Origin of the sequence: Mucilaginibacter metallidurans (assembly GCF_003286435.2) — a bacterium.
In the GTDB taxonomy this organism is placed as follows: domain Bacteria; phylum Bacteroidota; class Bacteroidia; order Sphingobacteriales; family Sphingobacteriaceae; genus Mucilaginibacter; species Mucilaginibacter gossypii.
In genome coordinates this window covers 4,772,031-4,787,574 of sequence record NZ_CP043449.1, presented here as the reverse complement: position 1 = coordinate 4,787,574, position 15,544 = coordinate 4,772,031, and the positions used below count along the sequence as shown (strand labels likewise).

The window sequence follows — 15,544 nt, the reverse complement described above, 5'->3', positions numbered from 1 at the left end:
TCAATGTTTAACGGCAGGCCGGTTACGAGAAAATTATCCTTGTGTATGAAAGACGCAATTAGCGCCGTACAGTGAAATTTTAAACATTAATGTTACAATTTTATTACCTTTGCTCACTAATATACAGTTATGAGATTTTTTGAAGAAAAGCGCAGAGAAGTAATGGTGCATATCGAAAAGTTCATGTTAGAAAAGATACATGAATACCTGAAACCGATTGATACCATCTGGCAGCCGTCTGATTTTTTGCCCGATTCTTCAAGGGACTCGTTCTTTACTGAAATTAAGGAATTGCAGGAAAGCGCCGCGGGCCTTTCATATGATCTGATTGCTGTTTTAATTGGCGATACTATTACCGAAGAGGCTTTGCCTACTTACGAATCATGGCTTACCATGGTTGAAGGCGTATCTGACAATGAAGAAGGCGGCTGGATGAAATGGACCCGCCACTGGACCGGTGAAGAAAACCGCCATGGCGACCTGCTTAACAAATACCTGTACCTGTCTGGTCGTGTGGATATGCGCATGATGGAGATCTCTACCCAATACCTCATCTCTGATGGTTTTGACATAGGTACCGGTCATGATCCTTACCGTAACTTTATATATACCTCTTTCCAGGAGTTGGCAACCAATGTTTCGCACCGCCGTGTAGCATCACAGGCCAAAAAATACGGCGATCCGCTGCTTTCAAAAATGTGTGGTGTTATCGCATCTGATGAAGCCCGCCATGCTAAAGCTTACAAATACTTTATCGAAAAAATATTTGAGGTAGATCCAAGTGAGGCTATGGTAGCTTTTGAGGATATGATGCGTAAAAAGATTGTAATGCCTGCCCACTTCCTGCGTGAGGTTGGTTTAAAGGTTGGTCAAACTTTTGGCCACTTTACCGATGCCGCACAGCGTTTGGGTATTTATACCGCTATCGACTATGTGGATATCCTGAAAGAGCTTTTGACCGACTGGCATATCGAAAGTATCACAGGTTTGGACGAAGCCGGTGAAAAGGCACGCGATTACGTGGTAAACCTTCCGGCCCGCTTACTGCGTGTAGCCGAGCGCATGAAAAACCCAATGCTCGAGTATAAGTTTACCTGGATTAACGGTTGATTTTAGCTTAAAGCGGAAAGCCGAAGGCTTAAAGCTTTGCTTTGCAATCGGTTTGATAAGCTTCTTTTTTACTTTTCTGGCGCAAGTCTTGTGTGGCTGGCATGAGGGTTGATGACTTGCCCTTTCCGATAAAGCACAAGTCTCCCATTACACATTTCTCCGCTCAAGACTTGCGCTAAGGGAGATTTTTCATTGCTTTTAGCCTTAAGCTTTTAGCTTTAAGCATTCTGCTTTTAGCTTTCTTCCCGTTCTATTTTATACCCCGGTTTTTTATATCCATCGGCAACATAGTTTTCCGGGATCTGGATATGGCTTCCATCGCGCACAGCGGTAAAGTGCGGCGACATGATCTCCATGCCTGCTTCATTAAATTTATCCTGTATGTTTTGATACAATACCGAATAGATCATGGCCATTTTGCCGGGCTGATCTGTATAGGCGTTTATCTGGTAACTCACATTAAAATCATTCAAAGCGGTTTGCAGTACAAACGGTTTTGGATTGGCAAGGATCCCCTCTGTTGCTTCGGCCGCACTGATGAGCAGATTGTGGATGGTTTCCCAGGGGGCATCGTAGCCTATAGTAACACTGGTATTCAGTATCAAACCCAATGTTTTTGACGATGAAGTATAGTTAACCGTAGCACCGCTTAAAATGGTAGCGTTGGGCACGGTTACGTCTTCGTTTTTAATGGTGCGCACGCGGGTAACCAGCAGGTTTTTTTCAATTACATCGCCCATAATTTCGCCAACTTTTATGCGGTCGCCAATTTTAAAGGGGCGCATATAGGTAAGCACAATACCCGATACCATATTGGCAATAGCCGACGAGGAACCTAAAGAAAACAGCACACCTATAAACACTGTAACCCCCTGGAACACTTTAGACTGCGACCCCGGCAAATATGGAAATATCACCACAAACATAAACGCGTACATCAGTACCCGGATGATATTGTAAGTTGGGATAGCCCATTCAGGGTAAAAGCCCTTTAAAGCGATGGCGCCGTTTGCTATTTCGGTAGCTATAAATTTTACCAGTTTTACAATGTAGCGGGTAACCAAATAAATAACCGTTATGGTAAGCAGGTTGGGTATAAAGTGAACAATGGCCAGCAGGATACTTTTCAAGGGGTTAACCACAAAACCGATTAACTGTGTGGCAATAGGCTGCGAGGAAGGGAAAATATAAAACAACACGGGTAAAGCCAGGTAAACCAGCAGCAGGATAACGAGCAGCCGGCCAATATTTACAAGTCCGCTGATAAAAGGAAGCAGGCGTGAGGCGTAAGCCACGGGCGCCCCTTTGGCTGCCAGCTTTTCAACACGGCGCTCCCAACCAAGTATAATCTTTAATTTTATCCACCTGAAGCCCTTGTTAACAATCCAGATCAGTAAAATCAGTAAAATAACAACCGCCACGGCTTCGAGCACGTTGGTGATTAGTTGTTTAGGGCTGTTGCTTTCAAAAACATTGCCCAGTTTGTTTTTTAGTATGGATAAGTAGCTTGCTGCCAGCTGCGGTCGGTTCAGTTCGGAGTAAGAGGCATCGGTATTATTAACTCCCATGATCATCTGGCCGTTGTAGGTTATTACCGATACAGACGTATCGTTTTTAAGTGTTAACGAATCCGGGTTAAAATCTAACCGGCTCATCAGGGCCTTAATGCGTTGGGTAACAATCCCGGCGCGCTCTTTAGGATCAAACAATCCCTGCGGGGCATAAAATTTAAACAGGGTATCCCGGTTAATGATCACCGGTTCGCCTTTTTGTTCAGGGAGTTTTTGTGCCCGTGTGGTAAATGCAGCAAACAGAAAAAGGATGAGCAGGCTATAAATTTTAGGCATAGGGATGTTTTTCTGTTAAAGCTAAAAATTATTTGGCGGAAAAAAGAAGCGGTTTAAAGTTGATGAATATCATTTACGGATAGATAAAACTTCATTGCCGTTGGTTTTAACCAACGGAATAATGAGTAGCGATAAAAGGGCTTCAGCCTAAATCTGCTTGCCTAATTGGGGCTAAAGCCAGGACCTTTAGCTTTTTTGCCGTTGGTTTTAACCAACGGCAATGAATATTTTGCATTTTTAAACTGCGTAAGGCTTAGGGCTATCATCCTATTTAACAAATGGAACAGAAACCGTGTTTTTGCGAACGAAATAACCGCACATGAAAAGCGCATTGTATAACAAGCGATTACTTCGTCGTCTCTCTTTTTAACGTATTATTCCTTGGTAAATCAAAACTTTTCACCCCTCCTGTACCAGATCCGTCCCCAAATTACCTGCAATATTGCTGAACAGATCGTTCAGGATCGATTCCACAGTGAGCGAGTTTACATCATCAACATAATGTTCATTCCGGGTAATCCAAAGTTCGTTACCGTTAATCGCGATGCTGAACAGCGCACCTTCATAAACAGCAGGCAACGAAATTTCAACCGCCCCGTCTTTGCGCTCAACTGTGAAATTTAATTCGCTTTTTCGTTGCTTATGAAACAGCGGGTTAAGTTTTTCGTGCAGTAACTGGTATAACTGGTTGATGTCGGTATTGGTATGGAGGGTGATGATTTTCATAATTTGGTATATTAGCGATGTATTAATTAGTACAAAGTTGAAGGAGGGATTGTTTGTACTCGACTTTCCTCTGATTATAAAAACAATATGTCATTGCGAAGCGCGGCAATCTCGTAGCTATGCTCCGCGACTTTGCATATCACAGAGGCATAACGAAGAGATTGCCACGTCGCCCGGATGCTCTTTTGCCCGTGCTGCTCCTCGCAATGACATAACTTTTAATGGTAGGATTATATATGTGCCAATCCAATATGTCATGGGTAGCGAAGCGCGGCAATCTCGTAGCTATACTCAGCGGCTTTGCATATCGTAGAGGCATAACGACGAGATTGCCACGTCGCCCGGATGCTCTTTTGCCCGTTCTGCTCCTCGCAATGACATAACTTTTAATGGTAGGATTATATATGTGCCAATCCAATATGTCATTGCGAGCGAAGCGCGGCAATCTCGTAGCTATGTTCAGCGGCTTTGCATATCGTAGAGGCATAACGACGAGATTGCCACGTCGCCCGGATGCTCTTTTGCCCGTGCTGCTCCTCGCAATGACATAACTTTTAATGGTAGGATTATATATGTGCCAATCCAATATGTCATGGGTAGCGAAGCGCGGCAATCTCGTAGCTATGCTCAGCGGCTTTGCATATCACAGAGGCATAACGAAGAGATTGCCACGTCGCCCGGACGCTCTTTTGCCCTTGCTGCTCCTCGCAATGACATAACTTTTAATGGTAGGATTATAGATGTGCCAATCCAATATGTCATTGCGAGCGAAGCGCGGCAATCTCGTAGCTATGCTCAGCGGCTTTGCATATCGTAGAGGCATAACGACGAGATTGCCACGTCGCCCGGATGCTCTTTTGCCCGTGCTGCTCCTCGCAATGACATAACTTTTAATGGTAGGATTATGCATGCGCCAATCTACCTCCCCGCAATGAGATGGATGTTTAAAAATGGTGTAGTTTAATATTAATTCTTTTAGATTAGCGCCAAACCTTGTCTATTGAAAATACACCAATACTTCGTTTATATTTTAACAAACAAAGCTAACACAGTGTTGTACGTAGGAGTATCGAGTGATTTACATAACAGGATATCAGAGCATAAGAAAAAGATCTATAAAGGTTATACGGCAAAGTACGCGTGCGATAAATGGGTATACTTTGAACAATTTCAATTGATAGACGATGCCATAGCCAGAGAAAAACAATTGAAAGCAGGATCAAGACAAAAGAAGATTGATTTGATAGTGGCAACTAATCCATCGTGGGGAGATTTAAGTGTAGACTGGTATGATTGATCTGCATAGTCACAATGCATTGGTTACAAGATTGCCACGCTTCGCCAATAACATATTTTAAAAACGTTACATAAAACATCACCATATATGAACTACAAATTATTAGGCCGCTCGGGCCTTAAAGTTTCTGAATTATGCCTGGGCACTATGGGCTTCGGTACCGAAGGCGGCTGGGGCGCCGAAAAAGATACCAGCTTTGCCATTATGGATGCCTTTGCCAATGCTGGCGGCAATTTTATTGATACCGCCAACGTGTACAAACTGGGTACCAGCGAGAAAATCATTGGCGAATACCTGGGTAATCATGACCGCGATTATTTTGTGCTGGCTACCAAGTATACGCTGAAAGATAATACCACCAATCCTAATGCATCGGGCAATAACCGCAAAAACATGATGCGGAGCGTGGAAGAAAGCCTTAAACGCCTCAAAACTGATTTTATTGATGTGCTGTACCTGCACATCTGGGATAATATTACCCCTATTGATGAGGTTCTGCGCGGGTTGGACGACCTGATAAAACAGGGCAAAGTAAACTACGCCGCTATCAGCGATACACCCGCCTGGGTGGTATCAAAAGGGAATACCCTTGCCGGGCTGATGGGTTGGAGCCAATTCATCGCTTTACAGGTGGAGTACAGTCTGCTGGCCCGGACTGCCGAGCGGGAGCTGATACCAATGGCAAAACACTATGGCATGACAGTTACCCCCTGGGCCCCGCTGGCCGGTGGTGCTTTAACCGGTAAATACCTGCGCGGCGAACAGGGACGTGTAAAACCGGAAAGCAACCGTCGTAACGACAGGGCTAAAACTATTACTGAAGTGGTTGTTGGCCTCGCCGCTGAATTAGGGGTATCCGAAAGTAATGTTGCCTTGCAATGGATGATGGACAGGGATTTCAGTTGCATCCCTATTGTGGGTGCTACCAAAATTGACCAGTTAAATGATAACCTTAAGGCCATAGATACCAAATTAGCTCCCGAACATTTCAAAAAGCTCAATGAAGTTAGCGCTATTGAATTAGGTTTCCCCGGCGATTTTTTTAATGAGGATGCCGTGAAAATGAACAGCTTCGGCGGGTTTTATGATAGGGTTGAAAAAAGGTAGCCTGCCTCTACCTATCCATTGCAACGTCATTGCGAGGAACGAAGCAATCCCAAACTATGCAGAGCGGACCTGCTAATAGGGGATTGCTTCGTTCCTCGCAATGACGCTCTTTTATACACTTCATCTAAAACCGCTTCAGATAATTTTTACTGATCAGCTCGCCATACATGATCCCGCTGTGCTGGTCCATAGCAAACCAGGGTGAATCATATTTTAGCACCTGGATATTTTGGGCCGGCATAAAACTCTGCGCTAACAAAAATTGCTTTTGATGAGCGGTATTTTCTACAATATCGAGCACAATAAAACAATGCCCGGGCGAGCCCCCACGGATGAACACATCACCTGGTTTTACATCCTTGGGGTTAGTTACAGGTTTTAATTCTTTTTGCAGGGACAGGGTGCCCGCATAACCGAATACCAAATTCATGTAATTTAAAAATGCCGGGTACGAATAATCGGGTTTGGCTTTCAATACCCAATGGTCATTTTTGTAGCGATAGCCTTTAGCATAATGGGCATAGTCGCATTTAAAACCACTGGTAAAGTTGAAAGAAATTTCGTTGTATTTTTTTTGCTGATAAAGGTATTCGGCACGGAGGCGCATCACCGCGTCGGCGCATTGCTGTAAGTCCTGGTTGCCTATGCTCATGTCAATAACCGCAGCGGTGTAAACATCGGTACGGGCAATATCGCCTCTATAAGTTTTGGTTGGTGTGCCCGCCGGCTTTAAAGGTAAAGTCTGCAGCCATGCCCCGAAACTGCCGGGCGACGCTGCTATACGCTGATAACCTGCCGGTACCGCGAATCTTTTAATCACGTTATCCGGAGGAGCAATGTTAATATTCAAAAATAAGAGCAGGCAGGTGATCAGGATTTTCATAACGTTTTGGCTTTTTTTAGCTGTTCATAAGGGTTATAAGGTACCGGGATGCCATCCGCAAGCTTGAATGCTGAAAAATGCAGGTGAGTAGGGGAGCGTTTTTTATAAGCGTTGTACCCTGTTCTGCCAACCTCGGCTATTTTTTGTCCCTGCGTAACATAGCCGCCCGGTTTTACAAAAATCTGGTTATTGTGCGCATAGTACGTAAAAATATGAGTTGCCGGATGATAGATCCAGATAAATTTGCCGCCACGCATATTGCTGTTGGGTTCCCATTGATTGGTACAGGCTATTACCCAGCCATCGTCAACTGCAATAACATCAACCGGTTTTTGAGTATGGTCGTCAATGCAATCCTGATTGCGGTCGTTGATGAAAATATCGTGTGCAGGATGGGCACCATGTTTGTTGCCATCAAGGTAGCGGTAACCCTTATCAAAGTAACCATTACCATGAGTACCGCCGATGGCGCCGCTTTTATATCCCTTTAATGGAAATACCCATTGTAGTTTTGGCTGAATGCGTTCGGCCCGCAACATTTCCAGTAAATTAATTCGTTTTAACACCATATCGAATTGCTTTTGAGCCTCTGCTTTTTTTATGCCGCCATTTAAAACCGAATTATTAAAGCTGTTGAATTTGGTAAAAGCAGCCGTATCGCGCTGAGCCAAAGCCCCGGAGCCTATCAGTACAAAAGAAAAAAACAGGATAAGTTTTTGCATAAGGTTTATAATCAATAACATTAACTAATAAGCCGCCAAAATATTATCCTATCCGGATATCATATTTATTGAGCAACCCAGGTAAACCATGAAGTGAGAACTTTGCTTTTTTGATAATGTTATCATCCGGGTCGATAATAAAATTGTAAGAAGTGTTCAGGTCGGCGTTTTTGGGAGCGTTGCACCTTTTACGACAACCTTCTTGCCCTCCCTTAGGCATCCATAAGTAATACTTGATTATGTTATAAAACCATGCTGGCTCCAGCGGGGCCACATGTTTATAGCTTTAAAAGAGCAAATTTGGGGCTCCGTAGGTACCTCCTATCGGAATTTCAGGTTGGTTGTTTATCTGTTAACTTAAATCTGTGAGAGACCCTGATGGGACGTTAATTCGCTCCCTTTAACGTTGCTGTGATTATATGTAAAAAATTCAGCGTTTGCCTAAGCAGTTCGCGATTTTGTGGGGTAATTTCATCGGTTGCAAAATGCATTACATCATTTCGGATTTTACGAACCTCTTCTAATTGTTTCGCCAACACACTTCGATCAACGTTTAACTTTAATTTTTCGAATTTCTTAGGATCTTCTACTAATTTAACATATTGGCCGAATGTAAGGTCAGAAAGATTTTTAATTTCCTTGGGTTTCTCCACTTGCTTATCAGTAAAGACAAGATCCTCTGGGCCAAAAATGTTGTTTAGCATTTTCCGTATATGATTTTCGATTTGTTCTATCATTAAGAACGGTTCCGCCATAGAAATAAATTGCTGCCCAATGTCTGTTGCTGTGACGATACCGCTTATAGTTTTATCTTTTTGCCGAACCAGAATAACCTCTTTTTCAAGTACGATTTTAGCCGCGTTAAATAGTAACTCATCTTCCTCCAAGATAACAACCTCTTCTTTGCAATCGTTTACTGTTTTACAGGCCCTGCCTAATGATAAAGCTCGACCAATTGATCTCCAACTTATGATGCCCTCAACTTCCCTGGGGGTATTCATAATCGGTAACTGTGAAAAGTCATGCATAATCATTAATGTAGTTGCAGCAGCAAGTGGAGTATCGCGGTTGACAGATATAAGTCCTACACCCTCACCTCCATCTTTCAATTTACTTAGGTTTGCGGCTTTTAATGAACTCAAGCGAGGGGTGGGATCCCAATCCATTGCACTGTCATCAGTTTTGCCCGCGCTTAGTTTAGGTTTAGGTATTATCTCTATTTCTCCATAAAACCAAGCACGACCAAATTCTGGTTCGCAAATACAATCGTATTCATCCAACAATTCATTGATTTCTTGAATCACACGCCAACCACGGCGGGCAACGCCTAAGTATTGTGTAGCAACATATGGGAAGGTTCTAATTGATTTTCGGTTTTTTTTTACTTCTGCGAGAATATCTTCGAAGTTAGGTTGTGGTTGTGACATTTTTAGACTTTAACAAAACGAATATAAATTAAAAAGAATTAACGCCGAAAACTAAACCTAAATTAAAATGTGAATAAGCTACTTTGGGGTGGTTTATTTATACTAATAGAATTAAATTACTGATATCTGCATAGTTTGAATTTTGTATGAAAATATTATCCTAACCGGATATCATATTTAGCAAGCAACCCTGGTAAACCATGAAGGGAAAATTTGGCCTTTTTGATGATGTTATCATCCGGGTCGATGATGAAATTAAAGGAGGTGCTCAAATCTGCGTTTTTTAATACAGTACGACTAAAAAAGGCGTTTTTCAGATTGCAGTTATTGAATTTACAATCGGTCAGATCGGCTTCGGTCAGATCGGTCTCGATCATAGAGCAGTCGGTGTAAGAGGCTTTCTTATTCTTCTTTTTATAAAATATGGCGTTATCTAAAATACAGTCTTCAAAATGTACTTCGAATAAAAAATCATTGGCCTTGCCAAAGTTTACGCCGCTTATTTTGCAGTGCTTAAAACGAATGTTCTGCAAACCGGTATTGCCTAACTCTGCAAGGAGCAGGTTGCAGGTATCAAACAGGCAGTCGACAAAAGTAATGCCCGTGAGGTGGGCATGGGCGAGGTCGCAGTTGATGAATTTGCAGTTTTCGTAAGTGGTGCCGTTGAGCTGGCCGGCGGTTATTTTGGTAAAAGTTTGATCTTCGAAGAGTAGGGATTGCATGGGGGCAAATGTAAAGGTTAAAGGGAATGGGATGGTTTCCGGTCTCTTTAAATTAATAAAGATGATCAACCGCCATGCTTACCGGATTTGCATGGCGTACAAGATTCTCTTTCGCACCTGCGCGCAACCTTGCTCGCTCAATCGATAAATCAGGTTGTAATTAACAAAATAGGAGTTATCATTCAGCCATATTGTTCAGCACTTCCAAAAACTTTTCCGATGGATAAATCTCGATATTATTATTTTCTATTTTATACCGTAGTTGTTCAAAAACACCATCTTTATACCAGATCAGATTATTGCTAACCCCTCCGGGCCCCTGTTTACTCATATTATCAACGATGGGGATAATCGAAGTAACAGCATTGACAACCGCTAATGTTTCAAGCGGATATATAATTGCAGCATGCCTGTGAGGTACCCCGATAATCGCTCCCCAATTGCCAACAAGACTTTGTTTCTCCAGGTCAAATACAATATTCGGTGCGAAAAAATGATCGCCCTGGGCAAGTAAGACTTCAAATTCGCCTATTTTCTCCCTCGAAATACTGCACGGATATTTCTGCCTTACATTTTCAACGCCTTTTTCAAACAGCTCATCGTAGGTTTTATTCCATTTTTCCGCTTGCTCAGGTGTTATTGTCTGAATTGCATTCGGCAAATCAAATACTAACACCTTAGCTATTTCGCCTGCAATCATGCTATAGATCTTATTTTCTTCGCCTCCGTATTCCAGGTAGCCTAAAGGATAAAGGCGGGTGGCAAGATATTTCTCTACTGCTTCGTAATCGTCAACGATCGCGTTAAAATCCTTATCGAACAGATAAGTCCTTATCAGTGCATCAAAATGGCCGGAAATTAATTCATAGTAGTTTCGCCTCTCGTCTTGCTTGCATAATTGTGCAACATTTGTTAAACCTAAAATATTCAATCCAAAATCGTTAGGCCCAACCTTTATTGAAGCATCATCTTCTATCTTGTAACTGATGTTCTTCTTGTAAAAAAACTTATCAATTGCCTTAATAAAATCCCGGTATTCAGCGTCACTAAAAAAAGAAGCCCATTGGGGTGCTACAACATTATTACGATGGCATTTAAAAAAGGAAAACATATTTAGGATTTTATGTTAAAGATGCCGAACTTTTTTCCATCCACAAATAAATTAACTACAACTACGGGTTTCCTCCACCATTATTTTGACATTCGCCTACCCAACCTTCCCCTGCAAAATCCCTATCTTTGCGGCAACATAAATTATCATCTATGCTTAAAGGATTTTTTAATGTTCCGGCACCGGTAAATGAGCCCGTTTTAAATTACGGTCCGCGGAGTTTGGAGCGTGTGGCGCTTAAGGCAGCTTTAGAAGCCGGTCGTGCCCAACAATTAGATATACCTATGTACATTGGCGGCAAGGAAGTACGTACCAACACCAAGTTGGAAATTCGTCCGCCGCATGATCATAAACATTTGCTGGCTACCTTCAGCGAAGGTGATGCAAGCCACGTTACCGCAGCCATTGATGCTGCCCTTGCAGCCAAAGCCGACTGGGAAAACCTGGCCTGGGAACAACGTGCTGCCATATTCCTGAAAGCTGCCGAACTGATTGCCGGCCCATACCGTGCCGAAATCAATGCAGCCACCATGCTTGGTCAGTCAAAGAACGCTTACCAGGCCGAGATCGATTCGGCTTGCGAGCTGATCGACTTCCTGCGTTTCAACGTGGAATACATGACCGAGATCTACAAACAACAGCCGCCGGTATCGGGCAAAGGTGTTTGGAACCGTGTAGAACAACGCCCGCTTGAAGGCTTTGTGTTCGCGCTTACGCCGTTCAACTTTACGGCTATTGCCGGGAACCTGCCGGCATCTGCAGCCATGATGGGCAACGTAGTGGTTTGGAAACCTGCTTATACGCAAATCTACGCTGCTAACGTGATCATGAAGATTTTTAAAGAAGCCGGCGTACCCGATGGCGTTATCAACCTGATTTATGTTGATGGCCCGGTTGCAGGCGAGGTGATCTTTAACCACCCTGATTTTGCTGGCATCCACTTTACAGGTTCAACCAAAGTGTTCCAGAACATCTGGCAAACAATTGGTACTAACATCCACAAATACAAAACCTACCCGCGTATTGTAGGCGAAACAGGTGGTAAAGACTTTGTGCTTGCCCATCCGAGTGCCAACGCCGATGTGGTAAGCACTGCCCTTGTTCGCGGCGCTTTTGAATACCAGGGACAAAAATGTTCGGCTGCTTCAAGGGCTTATATCCCGGCTTCATTGTGGCCTGCGGTAAAAGCAAACATGCAGCGTGACATTACTTCGTTTAAAATTGGCCCGGTAGAAGATTTTGAAAACTTCATCAACGCGGTAATCACCGAAGTATCATTTGATAAACTGGCCAAATACATCGACGCTGCCAAAACCGACGAGGGTGTTGAAATTGTTGCCGGCGGTAACTACGATAAAACCAAAGGTTGGTTCATTGAGCCAACCGTGTTAAAAGTTGAAGACCCATATTACGTAACCATGTGCGAGGAGCTTTTCGGCCCGGTATTAACCGTATATGTTTACGAAGACGATAAATTTGATGAGATCCTTGAGGTTGTAGATAAAACATCTATCTACGCGCTTACAGGCTCAATCATCTCGCAGGACAGATATGCTATTGAAAAAGCTACTACCCGTTTACGCAACGCGGCAGGTAACTTCTACATTAATGATAAACCTACAGGAGCGGTAGTTGGTCAGCAGCCATTTGGCGGCGCCAGGGGATCGGGCACTAATGATAAAGCCGGTTCAATGATCAACCTGTTACGTTGGGTATCCCCACGAACTATCAAAGAGACCTTTGATCCGCCAAAGGATTACAGGTACCCGTTTTTGGCGAAGGAAGTATAGCCCCCCGGCCCCCTAAAGGGGAGCAATGGACAACGATATAAAAAAGCGATGAGTTTATTAATTCATCGCTTTTTTTGTGCAAAAAACTCAAAAACAACTTGTCATTTCCTTTGGTTTAAAGGAAATGACATTTTTTTAAATAGAAAAGCGATGAGTCGACAGACTCATCGCTTTTCTATTTATCCTCTATTCCTCCCCCTTTAGGGGGCCGGGGGCGACTATTTAAATTTAAACACAGCATCCATTTTCTCATTGCTGGATGTGCTTACTTTCATATCGTTGATAAGGCCGGTGCTGAGGCTGTAAACCCAGCCGTGTACCGAAAGTTCCTGGCCGTTTTTCCAGGCATTTTGCACTATGGATGTTTTGCAAAGGTTGTTTACGTTTTCTATCACGTTTAGTTCAACCAGGCGGTTACTGCGCTCGGTTTCATCCGTAATAGCGTCAAGCTCATCGGCGTGTAAACGGTAAACGTCTTTAATGTGGCGCAGCCAGTTATCAATCAGGCCGAATTGGTTGTTACTCATAGCGGCATTAACACCACCGCAACCGTAGTGACCGGTAACAATTACGTGTTTTACTTTTAATACGTTCACGGCATAGTCAAGTACGCTCAACATGTTCATATCCGAGTGGATAACCATGTTGGCGATGTTACGGTGCACAAAGATCTCGCCCGGGGCGGTATTGGTGATCTGGTTGGCAGGCACGCGACTGTCGGCGCAGCCTATCCAAAGTATAGGGGGCTTTTGCCCGTTAGCCAGTTTATCAAAATATTGCGGATCTTCGGCTAAAGCACCTTCAATAAATTTTTTGTTTCCTTCCAGTAAGCCTTCATAGGTGATATGACTGGTATCATGAATTTGAGCACACATATATTTAAAAAATTGATGTTTTAAGATGCGGTTTGACGTTTTCTGCCTGATGCAAACATACGGCTAAGTTTATGCAAAGCAAGCGGCGAAACATCATAATACATAATGGTGAGCAAAATAACAGGGATAAAATAAAAAATGGCAAACTCATACAGGTTAAAAAAGTATCCGCCTGCCAGTGCACCAAACAGGTAAAAGCCAAGCACCGTAAACCTGATCAGTATTTTATTACCGGCGGCTTCCGTATTTTTGGTACGCGGATGGAACCATTCGGCCACCTCACTGCCCAGGTCGGTAAATAAACCGGTTAAATGACTCGATTTGATCAGGCCGCCCGAGATATTGGAAACCAGGCTATTCTGCAATCCCATCGAAAACAAAATAGCGCTGATCACAATTTCGCGCTCCATCTGTGTTTCCCGGTAAAAATTATGCCCGTAAATGGCAACTCCCAGTAAAATAACAGCTTCAATTACCATTGGGGTGGAGTTTGCCCGCCACCTGCTTTTATCATCAAATGAGCGTACAATAAAACTGGATACAAAAGCCCCGGCAAAGAACATTAGCAGCCAAACTAAAAATATGATCATCTGGCGGTAGTTTTGTTCAATGATGTGTTTGGCGAGGTTAGCCACATGCCCGGTAATATTTGAGGTAAAAGCCAAAAAAGCCAGCATGCCCGCCACATTGGTAACGCCTGCTACAAATGCCGTTGATGAGGCCAGCATCAGGTTTTCTTTAAGGGTACGTTGTTCTTTTACAGCTTTAAGCATAGATATTTCACTGCAGGGGTTTCTGTTAAAATTACAAAAAACTTAACCGCGTTTATGCCCGCTTGTTTGATACAACGGATAATAATTTAAACGAATTGGGAATAATATAAAAAAATGTCATTTCGACGAACAGTGCTGGGGAGAAGTGGGTGAGAGCGAGGAGAAATCTTGTACGCCTGGTATATTGAACTATGCGCATCCGCTTTACAGGGCGTAGAAGATTTCTCTTTCGCACCTGCGCTCTATCCCCACGCTGCTCTATCGAAATGACATTTTTTATTAAAGATTTTTAAGCCCTCCCTTCCGGGGAGGGTTTGGGTGGGGTGGTAAAAAAAATCCCGGCCACTTCCTAAGAGCCGGGATCAACTTAACAATCAAACCTCCCTACGCCCCTTACGGCGTCGGAAGCACTGATCAAATTATATTTTAGTGTGCTGCTACAGCTTCAACGTCAAGCTCGTATACGTAGCCTAAATTATGAGGGCTGCTGCTGCTAACTTTCAGATCTTTAACCAGGCCGCTGCCCAGGTCAATTACCCAACCGTGTACTTCAAGGTCATGACGTTCTTTCCACGCGTTTTGGATAATGGTGGTTTTACACAGGTTATATACCTGCTCGGTAACGTTAAGCTCAACCAGGCGGTTAACTTTGGTGGCCTCGTCGGTTATACGGTCAAGTTCATGGCTATGCAAACGGTACACATCCTTAATATGGCGCAGCCAGTTATCAATTAAGCCAAATTGTTTGCTGCTCATAGCAGCGGCAACACCGCCGCAACCGTAATGGCCGGCAACAATAACGTGTTTTACTTTCAGTACGTTAACGGCATAGTCAAGTACGCTCAGCATGTTCATGTCCGAGTGTACGCATACGTTGGCAATATTGCGGTGCACAAATACTTCGCCGGGTTTGGTTCCGGTTACTTCGTTAGCCGGTACACGACTGTCTGAGCAGCCTATCCACAGCACTTCAGGGCTCTGACCTTTGGCCAGGTTCTTAAAGTACTCACCATCCTCGGCAAGTTTACGCTCAACCCAGGCGGCGTTGTTTTTAATTAAAGTACTGTAACTGCTTGATTGGGCCAGTTTAATATTGTTTGTATCTATTACGGCTTTGCCGTTTGTTTTTTCTTGTGTTGACATTGTTTTTCGAT

Annotated in this window: 14 protein-coding genes; 4 read left to right on the top strand and 10 right to left on the bottom strand. The window is 43.5% G+C overall.

Annotation, left to right across the window (positions count from 1 at the left end; translation table 11 throughout):
• Positions 1-129 precede the first annotated feature (129 nt).
• A complete protein-coding gene (locus tag DIU38_RS20210; RefSeq protein WP_091172035.1) occupies positions 130-1,110 on the top strand; it encodes an acyl-ACP desaturase in 981 nt (326 codons plus the stop codon).
• A gap of 233 nt (positions 1,111-1,343) precedes the next feature.
• On the opposite strand, the gene DIU38_RS20205 is transcribed toward DIU38_RS20210, so the two are convergent.
• Positions 1,344-2,957 (bottom strand): mechanosensitive ion channel family protein, encoded by a 1,614-nt coding sequence (locus tag DIU38_RS20205; protein ID WP_112658644.1) that lies wholly within the window; start codon positions 2,955-2,957, stop codon positions 1,344-1,346.
• A 399-nt stretch (positions 2,958-3,356) separates the two neighbouring features.
• Complete coding sequence (locus tag DIU38_RS20200) at positions 3,357-3,683, bottom strand: hypothetical protein (RefSeq protein ID WP_112658642.1); 327 nt, start codon at positions 3,681-3,683, stop codon at positions 3,357-3,359.
• A gap of 1,051 nt (positions 3,684-4,734) precedes the next feature.
• On the opposite strand from DIU38_RS20200, the gene DIU38_RS20195 reads away from it, so the two are divergent.
• Both DIU38_RS20195 and DIU38_RS20190 read left to right on the top strand, forming a co-directional pair.
• The gene (locus tag DIU38_RS20195) at positions 4,735-4,980 is read left to right on the top strand and encodes a GIY-YIG nuclease family protein (RefSeq protein ID WP_243770909.1); all 246 of its coding nucleotides are present in this window, start codon (positions 4,735-4,737) and stop codon (positions 4,978-4,980) included.
• 87 nt (positions 4,981-5,067) lie between these two features.
• Entirely contained in the window at positions 5,068-6,087 is a 1,020-nt protein-coding gene (locus DIU38_RS20190; RefSeq protein WP_112658940.1) for an aldo/keto reductase, read from the top strand.
• 124 nt (positions 6,088-6,211) lie between these two features.
• Here DIU38_RS20190 and DIU38_RS20185 read toward each other — a convergent pair whose 3' ends face one another.
• The 5 genes from DIU38_RS20185 to DIU38_RS20165 form a co-directional block, all read right to left on the bottom strand.
• Positions 6,212-6,970 (bottom strand): DUF4846 domain-containing protein, encoded by a 759-nt coding sequence (locus DIU38_RS20185; RefSeq protein WP_112658938.1) that lies wholly within the window; start codon positions 6,968-6,970, stop codon positions 6,212-6,214.
• Positions 6,967-7,692, bottom strand: coding sequence for a M23 family metallopeptidase (locus tag DIU38_RS20180; RefSeq protein ID WP_167516234.1), 726 nt, complete (start codon positions 7,690-7,692; stop codon positions 6,967-6,969). Before DIU38_RS20180 ends, DIU38_RS20185 begins: the two co-directional genes overlap by 4 nt.
• A gap of 386 nt (positions 7,693-8,078) precedes the next feature.
• Entirely contained in the window at positions 8,079-9,119 is a 1,041-nt protein-coding gene (locus tag DIU38_RS20175; protein ID WP_112658932.1) for a CBS domain-containing protein, read from the bottom strand.
• Between the two features lie 155 nt (positions 9,120-9,274).
• On the bottom strand, positions 9,275-9,841 hold the full coding sequence (locus DIU38_RS20170) for a pentapeptide repeat-containing protein (protein ID WP_112658930.1): 567 nt from the start codon (positions 9,839-9,841) through the stop codon (positions 9,275-9,277).
• Between the two features lie 178 nt (positions 9,842-10,019).
• Complete coding sequence (locus DIU38_RS20165) at positions 10,020-10,952, bottom strand: hypothetical protein (RefSeq protein WP_112658928.1); 933 nt, start codon at positions 10,950-10,952, stop codon at positions 10,020-10,022.
• Positions 10,953-11,104: 152 nt separating this feature from the next.
• Between DIU38_RS20165 and pruA the strand changes: the two genes are divergently transcribed.
• Entirely contained in the window at positions 11,105-12,742 is a 1,638-nt protein-coding gene (pruA, locus tag DIU38_RS20160; protein WP_112658926.1) for an L-glutamate gamma-semialdehyde dehydrogenase, read from the top strand.
• A gap of 218 nt (positions 12,743-12,960) precedes the next feature.
• On the opposite strand, the gene can (DIU38_RS20155) is transcribed toward pruA, so the two are convergent.
• The 3 genes from can (DIU38_RS20155) to can (DIU38_RS20145) form a co-directional block, all read right to left on the bottom strand.
• Positions 12,961-13,617 (bottom strand): carbonate dehydratase, encoded by a 657-nt coding sequence (can, locus tag DIU38_RS20155; protein ID WP_112658924.1) that lies wholly within the window; start codon positions 13,615-13,617, stop codon positions 12,961-12,963.
• 20 nt (positions 13,618-13,637) lie between these two features.
• Positions 13,638-14,390: a YoaK family protein gene (locus tag DIU38_RS20150; protein ID WP_091172060.1), complete on the bottom strand. Its 753-nt coding sequence runs from the start codon at positions 14,388-14,390 to the stop codon at positions 13,638-13,640.
• 426 nt (positions 14,391-14,816) lie between these two features.
• Positions 14,817-15,533 carry a carbonate dehydratase gene (gene can / locus DIU38_RS20145; protein WP_112658922.1) on the bottom strand — a complete coding sequence of 239 codons (717 nt, stop codon included), beginning with the start codon at positions 15,531-15,533 and terminating at the stop codon, positions 14,817-14,819.
• Between the last annotated feature and the right edge of the window lie 11 nt (positions 15,534-15,544).